General features: G+C 53.3%; 13 protein-coding genes. All 13 read left to right on the top strand.

The window, feature by feature from the left end:
* Positions 1 to 366: 366 nt before the first annotated feature.
* The 13 genes from AS19_RS13950 to ureA all read left to right on the top strand — a co-directional run bounded on the left by AS19_RS13950 (position 367) and on the right by ureA (position 12,279).
* Entirely contained in the window at positions 367 to 792 is a 426-nt protein-coding gene (locus AS19_RS13950; RefSeq protein WP_231483423.1) for an ATP synthase subunit I, read from the top strand.
* Positions 793 to 825: 33 nt separating this feature from the next.
* Complete coding sequence (gene atpB / locus AS19_RS13945) at positions 826 to 1,734, top strand: F0F1 ATP synthase subunit A (protein ID WP_011590002.1); 909 nt, start codon at positions 826 to 828, stop codon at positions 1,732 to 1,734.
* A 71-nt stretch (positions 1,735 to 1,805) separates the two neighbouring features.
* Positions 1,806 to 2,027, top strand: coding sequence for a F0F1 ATP synthase subunit C (atpE, locus tag AS19_RS13940; RefSeq protein WP_007151035.1), 222 nt, complete (start codon positions 1,806 to 1,808; stop codon positions 2,025 to 2,027).
* A 65-nt stretch (positions 2,028 to 2,092) separates the two neighbouring features.
* Positions 2,093 to 2,563 carry a F0F1 ATP synthase subunit B gene (locus AS19_RS13935; RefSeq protein WP_011590001.1) on the top strand — a complete coding sequence of 157 codons (471 nt, stop codon included), beginning with the start codon at positions 2,093 to 2,095 and terminating at the stop codon, positions 2,561 to 2,563.
* A gap of 15 nt (positions 2,564 to 2,578) precedes the next feature.
* Positions 2,579 to 3,115, top strand: coding sequence for a F0F1 ATP synthase subunit delta (locus AS19_RS13930; RefSeq protein WP_011590000.1), 537 nt, complete (start codon positions 2,579 to 2,581; stop codon positions 3,113 to 3,115).
* A 16-nt stretch (positions 3,116 to 3,131) separates the two neighbouring features.
* Positions 3,132 to 4,676 carry a F0F1 ATP synthase subunit alpha gene (gene atpA, locus AS19_RS13925; RefSeq protein WP_011589999.1) on the top strand — a complete coding sequence of 515 codons (1,545 nt, stop codon included), beginning with the start codon at positions 3,132 to 3,134 and terminating at the stop codon, positions 4,674 to 4,676.
* A gap of 23 nt (positions 4,677 to 4,699) precedes the next feature.
* Positions 4,700 to 5,560, top strand: coding sequence for a F0F1 ATP synthase subunit gamma (atpG, locus tag AS19_RS13920; protein WP_011589998.1), 861 nt, complete (start codon positions 4,700 to 4,702; stop codon positions 5,558 to 5,560).
* Between the two features lie 49 nt (positions 5,561 to 5,609).
* The gene (atpD, locus tag AS19_RS13915; protein WP_011589997.1) at positions 5,610 to 6,992 is read left to right on the top strand and encodes a F0F1 ATP synthase subunit beta; all 1,383 of its coding nucleotides are present in this window, start codon (positions 5,610 to 5,612) and stop codon (positions 6,990 to 6,992) included.
* A gap of 22 nt (positions 6,993 to 7,014) precedes the next feature.
* On the top strand, positions 7,015 to 7,434 hold the full coding sequence (locus tag AS19_RS13910; protein WP_011589996.1) for a F0F1 ATP synthase subunit epsilon: 420 nt from the start codon (positions 7,015 to 7,017) through the stop codon (positions 7,432 to 7,434).
* Positions 7,435 to 7,591: 157 nt separating this feature from the next.
* Complete coding sequence (gene glmU, locus AS19_RS13905) at positions 7,592 to 8,950, top strand: bifunctional UDP-N-acetylglucosamine diphosphorylase/glucosamine-1-phosphate N-acetyltransferase GlmU (RefSeq protein WP_035459741.1); 1,359 nt, start codon at positions 7,592 to 7,594, stop codon at positions 8,948 to 8,950.
* Between the two features lie 12 nt (positions 8,951 to 8,962).
* A complete protein-coding gene (glmS, locus tag AS19_RS13900; protein ID WP_035459744.1) occupies positions 8,963 to 10,792 on the top strand; it encodes a glutamine--fructose-6-phosphate transaminase (isomerizing) in 1,830 nt (609 codons plus the stop codon).
* 396 nt (positions 10,793 to 11,188) lie between these two features.
* Positions 11,189 to 11,944: an urease accessory protein UreD gene (locus AS19_RS13895; protein WP_197540933.1), complete on the top strand. Its 756-nt coding sequence runs from the start codon at positions 11,189 to 11,191 to the stop codon at positions 11,942 to 11,944.
* A 32-nt stretch (positions 11,945 to 11,976) separates the two neighbouring features.
* Positions 11,977 to 12,279 (top strand): urease subunit gamma, encoded by a 303-nt coding sequence (gene ureA, locus AS19_RS13890; protein WP_035459747.1) that lies wholly within the window; start codon positions 11,977 to 11,979, stop codon positions 12,277 to 12,279.
* The last annotated feature ends 8 nt before the right edge of the window (positions 12,280 to 12,287 follow it).

Below are 12,287 nucleotides of genomic sequence, written 5' to 3'. Positions count from 1 at the left end.
GTCCGAAGGGATAATTTGCAACTAGCTGTTTCCGTAGCATCTCGTTAGCCGTGCGGACCTTGATGGCAGAGATCAGGGTTTGGCGATCGCCCCATTTGCGCTATTGCAGGCAGGATGGAAGGCTGAGCGGGGGTATACAAAAATATCTCAATAGGCGGTGCTTTTTCATGAACTGTGTTCAGCCCTGCTTTGTGGAGATCAGGTGAAAGAAAGTCGCCAACAAACCCTAAAGTTTGCCGAACAATCCGCCTGTTACGGTTGCCACTTGCGTGCCAACTCCATATACTTCGCCGCGCTAAAGATCAGGGGTGCTCGAGACCTTAGCGCTTGGTGCGGCATCATTTTGCATCAGCCAAGAGGCTCAAGGTGACCAGCAACGAATTTCAGCCCAACAGAGCATTGTTCTGGGGCTTAATGTGCGCTCAACTGACCACGATAGTGGTATTTGGGTTGCTGGTAACCGGGTTGGCTGGCGTGTTCGCCGGTCTAGTGGCTGTCTGGGGCGGCACTATCAGCCTGATCGCTTATGCTTGGGGTGGCTTCCAGATATGGATGCACCCAGGCAACCGTGCGCCAAAGCGTATGGCTACCGCAGCAATGCGGGCCGAGATGGGCAAGATCGCAATTATGCTATTGCTGTTCTGGCTAACATTCTCCAAGGTCCCTGAAGCGCGGGAAATGAAAATTGCAATGGTTCTGCTGTTAGGCTTCTTGCTAGCCCAGGTTGTGGGTTGGATTCAGGTAGCTCGCCTCGACGGGCAAACAGCAGGGCAAGACAGGCACAATGACTAGCCTGTAGGCATCGGCTCTCTATAGAGGTTTGACATGGCAGCGAACTCCGCCGGCGAGTATATCAAGCACCATCTGGGCAATCTGACCTATGGCAAACTGCCGGAAGGCTATGTCCGTGAATGTCACGGTCATGCGGAGACTCTGAGCCAGGCAACCTGGACCATGGCGTGTAACGGCACCGAAGCCAAAGATATGGGTTTTGCAGCCTTTCACGTTGACTCCTTAGCTTGGTCTGGCGGTCTTGGCATTATCATGTGCCTGTTGTTCTGGTTGGGCGCGCGTAAAGCGACTGCCGGTGTGCCTTCTGGTTTCCTTAATTTTGTGGAAATCATCATTGAGTTTATCGATACACAGGTGCGTGACTCTTTCCACGGCAAGAGCAAGTTGATTGCGCCGCTGTCGTTGGTGATCTTCTGTTGGGTGTTCTTGATGAACCTGATGGATCTGATCCCGGTGGATTTCATTCCGAAGACATTTGAATGGGTGATGGTGACCTTCTTCGGTTGGAGTGCACACGAAGCCTATTTCAAGATTGTTCCCAGCACCGACCCGAACATTACCTTGGGTATGTCCTTCAGCGTGATGTTCCTGATTATCTTCCTCACCATTAAGACTAAGGGTGTGGGCGGTTTTGTGGGCACTCTAGCGTTGCATCCTTTTGAATCCGGCAACCCGGTGGTCAAGGCGCTTCTGATCCCGATTAACCTGTTGCTGGAAACCATTGCTCTACTGGCCAAGCCGGTATCTCTGGGCCTGCGACTGTTCGGTAATATGTACGCGGGTGAGTTTGTATTTATTCTGCTGGCAGCGATGATGGGTACCTGGCAATTCATCGGTGCCTGGCCTTGGGCGGTGTTCCATATTTTGGTAATCACCCTGCAGGCATTTATCTTCATGGTTCTGACCATCGTGTATTTGAGCATGGCGGTCGAAGAGCACTGATTTAAGTAAGTAACAGTTTTTTTAAACCGGTTTTTAATTAAACCAACCAAGCACTTAACGGGAGTGTAAAGATGGAAGGCATTCAATTTCTTGCTGCTGCTATCGTAGCTGGCCTGGCGGCCATCGGCGCAGGTTTGGGCTTCGGCATGATGGGTGGTCGTTTCCTTGAGTCTGTGGCTCGTCAACCGGAGCTGGCTCCGATGCTGCAAACCCGCATGTTCATCATTGCTGGTCTGCTGGATGCTGTGCCAATTATCTGTATCGCTATCGCGTTCCTGCTGATTTTCCAGTAAATCGCGCTTTAACGTTTAAGCCCCGATTTAGGGAAATCTAAAGCAACGCGGATTGAGGTGTTGGCATGAATATTAATGCGACACTAATTGGCCAGGCCATTTGGTTTGCCCTGTTTGTGTTCTTCTGCATGAAGTTCGTTTGGCCCCCGATTTCACGGGCGCTGGATGAGCGTAAGCAGAAGATTGCCGAAGGCCTAAGTGCCGCGGATCGGGCAGAGCGTGATCTGGAACTGGCGCAGGAAAAGGCGACCGCCAATCTCAAAGAATCTAAAGAGAAGGCGGCCGAAATTATTGATCAGGCCAATCGCCGGGCTAATCAGATTGTGGAAGAGGCTAAAGATGCAGCGCGCGCCGAAGGTGAGCGTCTGATTGCCAAAGCCCATTCTGAGATTGACCAAGAGGTTAATCAGGCTCGCGAGCAATTGCGTAAAGATGTAGCTGTACTGGCGTTGAGCGGTGCCGAAAAGGTACTGGGCGGCGAAGTAAACCAGGACAAACACACGCAGTTGCTTGAGCAGCTGGCGGCTGAACTCTGAGAATACGGGTAACCCATGGCTGAACTGACCACCATCGCACGCCCCTACGCCAAGGCCGCATTTGTGTTCGCTAAAGAACACGATGCCCTGGAGCAGTGGGAGAAGATGCTGGGCCTGGCAGCAGCAGTGGCAGGTGATGCCTCCATGCGTGCCTACCTTGACCAGCCGGAACTGGATGACGCCACCAAGGTTTCTGCTTTTGCAGAAGTCTGTGGTGATGAGCTGGACGAAAGCGGTCGCAACTTTGTTGCGCAGCTAACGCAGAATAAGCGTTTGCCGCTTTTGCCGATCATCCTGCAACTGTTCCACGAGCTTCTGGCCGAACAGCAGCAGTTCACCGATGTGGAGATGATCTCTGCATTCGAGTTGGACGATGCTGCTACCGACAAGTTGGTAGCAGCGCTTAAGAAACGCCTTGGTACGGAAGTGAATGTCACAACTTCCGTCGACCAATCTTTGATTGGGGGCGTGCTGGTGCGAGCCGGCGATACCGTAATTGATGGCAGTGTGCGCGGCCGGCTTAATCGCTTGGCAGAGCAACTGAACTCTTGAGTTTGAGGGATTAGAGATGCAGCAACTCAACCCGTCCGAAATCAGCGAGATTATCAAGTCGCGCATTGCGAAACTTGATACCTCCACCGAAGCACGCAACGAAGGTACGGTGGTTTCCGTATCTGATGGTATTGTGCGCATTCATGGTCTGGCCGACGTGATGTTCGGCGAGATGATCGAGTTTGAGGGCGGCATCTACGGCATGGCCCTTAACCTGGAGCAAGACTCTGTCGGCGCCGTGGTGCTGGGTGATTACCTGGGCCTAGCCGAAGGCCAAAAAGTTCGTTGTACCGGTCGTATTCTGGAAGTCCCCACTGGCCCCGAAATGCTGGGTCGTGTTGTTGACGCTCTAGGTAATCCGATTGACGGTAAAGGCCCGATCGAAGCCAAGCAAACCGATGCGGTTGAAAAGGTAGCGCCCGGCGTTATCTGGCGTCGTGAAGTTAACGAGCCTGTTCAAACCGGTTACAAGTCCATCGATGCCATGGTGCCAATCGGCCGTGGTCAGCGTGAGCTGATCATTGGTGACCGCCAGATCGGTAAGACCGCCGTGGCGGTTGATGCGATTATCAACCAGAAAGACTCCGGCATTAAGTGTGTCTACGTCGCCATCGGCCAGAAGCAGTCCACCATTGCTAACGTGGTGCGCAAACTGGAAGAGCACGGCGCGATGGAAAACACCATCATCGTTGCGGCCTCCGCTTCTGATCCGGCTTCCATGCAGTTCCTGGCACCGTTTGCTGGCTGCACCATGGGCGAGTATTTCCGTGATCGCGGTGAAGATGCACTGATCGTTTATGATGATCTGACCAAGCAGGCGTGGGCGTATCGCCAGATCTCCCTGCTGCTGCGTCGTCCGCCGGGCCGTGAAGCTTATCCTGGTGACGTGTTCTACCTGCACTCCCGTCTACTGGAGCGCGCCGCCAAGGTAAACGAAGATTATGTTGAGAAGTTCACCAACGGTGAAGTGAAAGGTAAGACCGGTTCTTTGACCGCTCTGCCTATCATTGAAACCCAAGGTGGTGACGTTTCTGCTTTCGTACCGACCAACGTGATTTCCATTACCGATGGTCAGATCTTCCTGGAAACCGACCTGTTCAACTCCGGCATTCGCCCGGCGATGAACGCCGGTGTGTCTGTATCCCGTGTAGGTGGTGCAGCCCAGACCAAGATCGTTAAGAAGCTGGGTGGTGGTATTCGTTTGGCTCTGGCTCAGTACCGTGAACTGGCTGCATTCGCTCAGTTCGCTTCCGACCTCGATGATTCTACTCGTGAGCAGTTGGAGCATGGTCAAGCCGTTACCGAGCTGATGAAGCAGAAGCAGTACAGCCCGATGAGCGTTGCTGAAATGGGTGTTGTGCTGTACGCCGCTAACGAAGGTTACCTAAAAGGTATGGAAGTCGAAAAAATCGGCGCCTTTGAAGCTGCACTGCTGGACTACATGAACAGCGAAAAGAAAGCGTTGATGGATAAAATCAACGAGAAGGGTGACTACAACGGCGAGATCGAAGCTGAGATTAAAGAATCTCTCGATCAGTTCAAAGCTACCCAGACCTGGTAATTCGCTGATAAAGGAACGTTCCTATGGCCAGCGGTAAAGAGATCAAAGGCAAAATTGCCAGCGTCCAGAGCACGAAGAAAATTACTCGTGCAATGGAAATGGTAGCAGCCTCCAAGATGCGTAAGGCGCAAGAGCGTATGACGGCCAGTAAGCCGTACGCCAGCCGTATGCGTCAGGTGGTTGCTCACCTGGCTAACGCCGATCTGGAATACCGGCACGTTTACCTGCAAGAGCGGGAAGTTAAAAACGTTGGCTACATCGTAGTGAGCTCCGATCGGGGCCTCTGCGGTGGCCTCAACGTGAACCTGCTCAAGAACGTCGTCAAAAGCGCGAAGGCATGGGAAGAAAAGGGTGCCAAAACCAGCTACTGCGTAGTCGGTTCCAAGGGCATGTCTTTCTTCAAGAGCGTTGGCGGCAATGTGGAAGCGAATATCACAGGCTTGGGGGATACCCCGCACCTGAATGATTTAATCGGTTCCATCAAGGTGATGTTGGATGCCTACGAAAGCGGTGCAATCGACCGTTTGTACATCGTGTACAACGAATTCGTGAACACCATGACCCAGTCGCCCAAGAATATTCAGTTGCTGCCGCTGGAAGCGGGTAGTGATGAAGAGCTGAAGCGCCACTGGGACTACATTTACGAGCCAGCCCCGAAAGAGCTGCTCGACGAACTGCTGGTGCGGTTCATTGAGTCTCAGGTGTATCAGGGTGTGGTTGAAAACAATGCCTGTGAGCAGGCAGCACGTATGATTGCCATGAAGGCTGCCAGTGATAACGCTGGTGACATCATTCGTGATCTGCAATTGGTGTACAACAAGGCACGCCAGGCTGCTATTACGCAGGAAATCTCCGAAATCGTTGGTGGTGCTGCTGCGGTTTAATCGTCAAGCAGATTAACGTGGCAAAAACGCAAGTTAAGAGGATGCAAGCATGAGTAGCGGTCGTATTGTTCAGATCATCGGTGCCGTGATCGACGTGGAATTTCCACGCGAAGCCGTACCGAAGGTATATGACGCCCTCTCCGTGGACGGTACTGAAACTACCCTGGAAGTTCAGCAGCAGCTGGGCGACGGTGTAGTGCGGACTATTGCCATGGGCTCCACCGAAGGTCTGAAGCGCGGCCTTGGCGTGACTGATAACGGTGAACCGATTCAGGTTCCTGTGGGCACCAAAACCTTGGGCCGTATCATGGACGTGCTGGGTCGCCCGATTGATGAAGCGGGCCCCATCGGTGAAGAAGAGCGTATGCCGATTCACCGTGCAGCGCCTACTTATGCGGATCAGGCAGCCACTAACGAACTGCTGGAAACCGGCATCAAGGTAATCGACCTGGTTTGTCCTTTCGCCAAAGGCGGTAAGGTTGGTCTGTTCGGTGGTGCGGGTGTTGGTAAAACCGTAAACATGATGGAGCTGATCCGGAACATCGCGATTGAGCACTCCGGTTTCTCCGTGTTTGCTGGTGTGGGTGAGCGTACTCGTGAGGGTAACGACTTCTACCATGAAATGAAGGACTCCAACGTACTGGATAAAGTATCGTTGGTGTACGGTCAGATGAATGAGCCGCCTGGTAACCGTCTGCGTGTAGCGCTGACCGGTCTGACCATGGCCGAGAAGTTCCGTGACGAAGGTCGCGACGTACTGTTCTTCGTGGATAACATTTACCGTTATACGCTGGCGGGTACGGAAGTATCTGCACTGTTGGGCCGTATGCCTTCAGCGGTAGGTTACCAGCCGACTCTGGCGGAAGAGATGGGCGTTCTGCAGGAACGTATTACTTCCACCAAGACCGGTTCCATTACCTCCGTTCAGGCGGTATACGTACCTGCGGATGACTTGACTGACCCGTCTCCGGCCACCACCTTCGCGCACTTGGATTCCACTGTATCCTTGAGCCGTGATATCGCGTCTAAGGGTATCTACCCGGCGATTGACCCGCTGGATTCCACTTCGCGTCAGCTGGATCCGCTGGTTATCGGTCAAGAGCACTACGACATTGCACGTGGCGTTCAAACCGTACTGCAGCGCTTTAAAGAGCTGAAAGACATCATCGCTATTTTGGGTATGGACGAACTGTCAGAAGACGATAAACTGATTGTATCTCGTGCCCGTAAGATTGAGCGTTATTTGTCTCAGCCGTTCTTTGTGGCCGAAGTATTTACTGGTTCCCCGGGCAAGTATGTTTCCCTGAAAGACACCCTCGCGGGCTTTAAGGGCATCCTTGGCGGTGATTACGATCACATCCCGGAGCAGGACTTCTACATGAAGGGCTCTATCGACGAAGTGATTGAAGCCTACAACAAGCGTAGCAAGTAACCTGCACCTGGGAGACAAGCAAATGGCGATGACCGTGCATTGCGACATTGTAAGTGCAGAACGCCAGCTGTTCTCCGGCTTGGTTGAAATTGTGGTAGCTTCCGGTGTGGAAGGTGACCTCGGTATCATGCCCGGCCACGCCCCGCTGCTGACCCGGCTGAAGCCGGGCCCGGTACGGGTGAAGAAGCAGAATGGTGAAGAAGAAGTGTTCTACGTATCCGGTGGCTTCTTAGAAGTGCAGCCGAAGCTGGTGACCGTACTGGCAGATACGGCTGAACGCGCTGAAAATATGGACGCTGCAGAAGCTGAGCGTGCTAAAGCCCGTGCCAAAGAAGCGTTGGAAGGCAAGAGTTCCGAAATGGATTACTCCCGTGCCGCTGCAACTCTGATAGAGGCCGTTGCACAGCTGCGTGCCATTCAACAATTGAAGAATAAGCGGTAAGTATCTTTTGCAATTCTTCAACACAGGAAAGGGTAGCCAAGTGCTACCCTTTTTTGTTTCTGTCGTATAGTGAGCGCCCGGTTGGAATAGGTCCTGTGCGAATCAGAGGCGGCACAGTGGTATAACGGTACCGGCATGTAAAAGACAAGGATAGGGTATGAGTCTAGCAGTAGTGATTCTGGCGGCGGGTAAAGGGACGCGGATGAAAAGCGCTTTGCCAAAGGTGCTTCATGCAGTGGCCGGCAAGCCAATGGTGCAGCATGTGGTAGACGCGGCAGCGTCGCTGGAACCAGCCAATACCGTCATCGTATACGGCCATGGTGGCGAACAGGTGAAAGCCTCGGTCACTGGTGAGCAAGTGGCTTGGGCAGAGCAAGCTGAACAGCTCGGTACTGGCCATGCGGTTGCGCAAGCCATGCCTTATGTAAAAGAAGACATGGTATTGGTGTTGTACGGTGATGTACCGCTGATTCGCCCGGAAACACTAAAAGACTTTGTCGCCACGGTGGACGATAGCACCCTGGCGCTGATGACCCTAACCTTGGATGACCCGAACGGTTACGGCCGTATCGTTCGTGATGGTCAGAACAACGTGCAGCGCATCGTTGAGCAGAAAGACGCAAGCGAAGCTGAGCTGAGTATTCAGGAAATCAACACGGGCATTCTTGCCTGTTCACGGCGATTCCTAGAAGAAAGCTTGCCCAAGCTTTCCAGTAATAATGCCCAGGGCGAATATTACCTTACTGACCTGATCGCAATGGCGTCACAGTCGGGCTTGAATGTGCAAACCCTGCAACCCAACGAAGGCTGGGAAGTGGACGGGGTGAATGACAGAGTGCAATTGGCAAGGCTAGAGCGCATTTACCAGCAGGCTCAGGCTGAAACCTTGATGCGTGACGGGGTAACATTGCTGGACCCTTCTCGTCTGGATATTCGCGGCAGCGTACAGATCGCCAGTGATGTAATCATTGATGTGAATGTCATTTTAGAGGGAGATGTCACCATCGAAGAAGGTGTGGTGATCGGTCCTAACTGTATTCTGCGAGACGCCAACATCGGCGCCGGCACCGTCATAGAAGCGAACACACTCATTGACGGTGCTATTGTGGGTGAACACTGTCAGCTAGGCCCCTATGCCCGCTTGCGCCCTGGAACAGAACTGGCCGACAAAGCGAAGATAGGCAACTTTGTTGAAACCAAAAAGTCCTACATTGGCGAGGGTTCCAAGGTAAACCACCTGACCTATATCGGCGATAGCGAGATAGGTAAAGGCGTCAACGTGGGTGCCGGCACTATTACGTGTAACTATGATGGCGCCAACAAATTTCAGACCGTGCTGAAAGACGGAGCGTTCATTGGCTCCAATTCCTCTCTAGTTGCTCCAGTCACCATTGGCGTAAATGCCACTGTAGGTGCGGGCAGCACTATTACAAAGGATGTGGGCGACAACGGCCTAGCGGTTGCTCGAACGCAACAGCGCAACGTGGCTAATTGGCAGCGCCCCAAGAAAGGGTAAGGAAGAGCATTTATGTGCGGAATTGTTGGGGCCATTGGCCAGCGGAATGTGACCAATATTTTGATCACTGGTCTCAAGCGACTTGAGTACCGGGGTTACGACAGTGCGGGAGTCGCGCTGCTCAACGATAAGGGCATCAGTCGTGTCCGTCGTCAGGGAAAAGTGGCCGGGTTGGAAGAGGCGGTCCTGGAAGCACAAACCCAGGGTTTCACCGGCATTGCCCACACGCGCTGGGCTACCCACGGCAAGCCTTCGGAGCCTAATTCTCACCCGCATATGTCCGGTGATGATTTGGCCCTGGTGCATAACGGTATCATCGAAAATTTTCAGGCACTCAAAGACGAGCTTGAAGCCAGCGGTTATACGTTCAACTCCCAAACCGATACGGAAGTGATTGTGCATCTGGTGCATCAGGCGCTGGATAACGGATTGAATCTTTTCGACGCCGTGCAAGCGGTCACAAAGAAACTCGATGGTGCCTACGCACTGGGTGTTATTCATGCTTCTGAGCCGCACAAGTTGGTTACCGTGCGCTCTGGTAGCCCGCTGGTCATCGGCCTGGGGATTGATGAAAACTATATCGCATCCGACCAACTGGCCTTGTTACCAGTAACCAACCGGTTCATCTTTTTGGAAGAGGGTGACCAGGCAGAAATTACAACTAATAGCGTGCGTATAGTGGATGCAGCAGGTGAGCCGGTAACACGCGAAGCTCACGAGTTTGATGGCACCCATGAAGATGCGGAAAAGGGCGAATACCGCCACTATATGCAGAAGGAAATTTTCGAGCAGCCCGCAGCTATTCAGAAAACCTTGGAAGATCGCATTGATAGCCCGGCTAGCCTGATTGAGTCTTTCGGTGAAAAAGCGCCTGCTATTTTCGATAAGGTTAAAACCGTTCAGATCGTCGCCTGCGGTACTAGCTATCACGCAGGTATGGTGGCCCGTTATTGGTTAGAAGACATTGCCGGTATTCCTTGCCAGGTCGAAGTAGCCAGTGAGTTCCGCTACCGCAAGCACGTGGTGCCAGAAGGCACTCTCTTTGTCACCATTTCCCAAAGTGGTGAAACCGCCGATACCTTGGCAGCGCTGCGTGATACTCAGTCACCCAATTATGTGGGTCGCCTGGCTGTGTGTAACGTGGACAGCTCATCGTTGGTGCGTGAATCAGAACTGGTTTTTCTCACCAAAGCCGGTCCGGAAATCGGGGTAGCTTCCACCAAGGCCTTCACCACTCAACTGGTTGGGTTGTTGATGCTCGTGTTAGCGCTGGGCCGCCAAAAAGGCCTGGCCGACAGCGAGATCGAAAAAATTCTGGAAGAACTGCGTCAGCTGCCCAATTTGATCGAGCAGGCGGCGGCGTTAGACAAGCCCATCGAAAAACTTTCAGAGGCGTTTGTGGAAAAACACCACGCCCTGTTTTTGGGGCGCGGCGTGCAATTTCCGGTGGCTTTGGAAGGGGCCCTTAAGCTCAAGGAAATTTCCTACATCCACGCCGAAGCCTACGCAGCGGGAGAGCTTAAACACGGCCCGTTGGCCTTGGTGGACAGCGAAATGCCGGTGGTGTCGGTGGCCCCCAATGATGAATTGTTGGAAAAACTGAAATCCAATCTGCAAGAAGTCCGTGCCCGTGGCGGTGAGCTTTATGTGTTTGCTGATAAGAATGCTCACGTAAAAGAAGGGGAAGGGATTCATGTGTTAAACATGCCCTCAGTGCCCGACACTGTAGCCCCGATCGTTTATACCGTACCGCTGCAGTTGCTTAGCTACCATGTGGCGGTGCTGCGCGGCACCGATGTGGATCAGCCTCGTAACCTAGCCAAGTCGGTAACGGTGGAATAGCCGCCACCCGCAAGGCAATACAAAAAAAGCCCGGCAATCGCCGGGCTTTTTTTATTGCCGCTTTCTCTCCAGTGCCATTGCATACCACCACGGGCACGGGGTGGCGCATAAGAATCAATACCATGGATCGCGCTAACGCTCTTACGGTGATGGCCCCTCTACAAGCCTCAGCCCTTATAAGTGATAAGCCGCCCTCTATTTCAGCAGGTGGCACAAAAGCTGCATAAATTTGGTGCATGATAAAGAGCAGGCAAAGGGGCCAGGCCAGTGAGCGTAGAGAAACCGGTAGCAGCGGGCCGGCAGAACAGTAAGGCCACAGGCAGGCATAAGGGATGGCAAGCAAAACTGCATATGCAGCTTGAGTGCGCCATAACTGGGCGCGGCATGAAAACCGTCATGGCCGAATTGCACCATTATGGACCGCTGCGCGTTCAGCGCCCTTTCTACCCAGAGCAGGACACCGCACACATCTATTTACTGCACCCACCAGGGGGGGTTGTGGGTGGTGATGGACTGGATATCAGCATTACCGCATCGAGCCAGGCCCATGGCTTACTCACTACCCCTGGGGCAACCAAGTTTTACCGCAGCGCTGGGCAAACCGCCCATGTGAGCCAAACGCTCACCGTTCAGGCAGGAGGGACACTGGAATGGTTTCCCCAAGAAAATATTTTCTTCCCTGGGGCACGGGTACAGATGGACACCCGGATCGACCTGCACGGGGATGCCCATTTTATGGGCTGGGAAATTTCCTGCTTGGGTCGGCCGGTTAATAGTGAAGTGTTTCACGAGGGAAAAATCGACGCCCGTTTTCGTATTAGCCGCGACCGTAAACCGCTGCTGATTGAACGCCTTAAGGTGGATCAGCCCAGCCACCTCAATGCGGCCTCTGGGCTGCGTAATTTCCCCATGCAGGCAATATTTGTAGCCACGGGGAGTAATGAGGGGTTGCTGGAGCAGGCCCGTGAATGCATTGAAAAGCAGGCCACCGACATGCCCTGCGGCCTCACCCTGATTGACGACATTCTGGTCATGCGTGTGCTAGGCACTCGCTGTGAAAAAATTCAAGAATTGATGCTTCCCGTCTGGCAATTATTGCGTCAGGCCACCCTGAATAAACCGGCGGTGATACCGCGAATCTGGAACACCTGATAACGGTGTAAGGAAAGGCAAAAAGGTAAAGCATGGAACTGACACCCAGAGAAAAAGACAAGCTGTTGATTTTTACCGCCGCGCTACTGGCCGAACGGCGCAAGGCCCGTGGCGTTAAGCTTAACTATCCGGAATCGATCGCTTATATCACCGCCGCCATTATGGAGGGTGCCCGCGACGGCAAAACGGTCGCCGAGTTGATGGGCGAAGGGCGAACCTTGCTCAAGCGTCAGGATGTGATGGAAGGCGTGCCAGAAATGATCCATGAAGTGCAGGTGGAAGCGACCTTTCCCGATGGCACCAAACTGGTAACGGTTCACGACCCCATCGTTTAAGACGATCC

Source organism: Alcanivorax sp. NBRC 101098 (assembly GCF_001010505.1).
Classification (GTDB): domain Bacteria; phylum Pseudomonadota; class Gammaproteobacteria; order Pseudomonadales; family Alcanivoracaceae; genus Alcanivorax; species Alcanivorax borkumensis.
Note: the sequence above shows the minus strand (reverse complement) of the source record. Positions and strands in the feature narration are given on the sequence as shown.

Coding starts and splice junctions, on each gene's coding strand:
- atpB (WP_011590002.1), top strand. CDS start 826: ATGGCAGCGAACTCCGCCGGCGAGTATATCAAGCACCATCTGGGCAAT.
- atpE (WP_007151035.1), top strand. CDS start 1,806: ATGGAAGGCATTCAATTTCTTGCTGCTGCTATCGTAGCTGGCCTGGCG.
- AS19_RS13935 (WP_011590001.1), top strand. CDS start 2,093: ATGAATATTAATGCGACACTAATTGGCCAGGCCATTTGGTTTGCCCTG.
- AS19_RS13930 (WP_011590000.1), top strand. CDS start 2,579: ATGGCTGAACTGACCACCATCGCACGCCCCTACGCCAAGGCCGCATTT.
- atpA (WP_011589999.1), top strand. CDS start 3,132: ATGCAGCAACTCAACCCGTCCGAAATCAGCGAGATTATCAAGTCGCGC.
- atpG (WP_011589998.1), top strand. CDS start 4,700: ATGGCCAGCGGTAAAGAGATCAAAGGCAAAATTGCCAGCGTCCAGAGC.
- atpD (WP_011589997.1), top strand. CDS start 5,610: ATGAGTAGCGGTCGTATTGTTCAGATCATCGGTGCCGTGATCGACGTG.
- AS19_RS13910 (WP_011589996.1), top strand. CDS start 7,015: ATGGCGATGACCGTGCATTGCGACATTGTAAGTGCAGAACGCCAGCTG.
- glmU (WP_035459741.1), top strand. CDS start 7,592: ATGAGTCTAGCAGTAGTGATTCTGGCGGCGGGTAAAGGGACGCGGATG.
- glmS (WP_035459744.1), top strand. CDS start 8,963: ATGTGCGGAATTGTTGGGGCCATTGGCCAGCGGAATGTGACCAATATT.
- AS19_RS13895 (WP_197540933.1), top strand. CDS start 11,189: ATGGCCGAATTGCACCATTATGGACCGCTGCGCGTTCAGCGCCCTTTC.
- ureA (WP_035459747.1), top strand. CDS start 11,977: ATGGAACTGACACCCAGAGAAAAAGACAAGCTGTTGATTTTTACCGCC.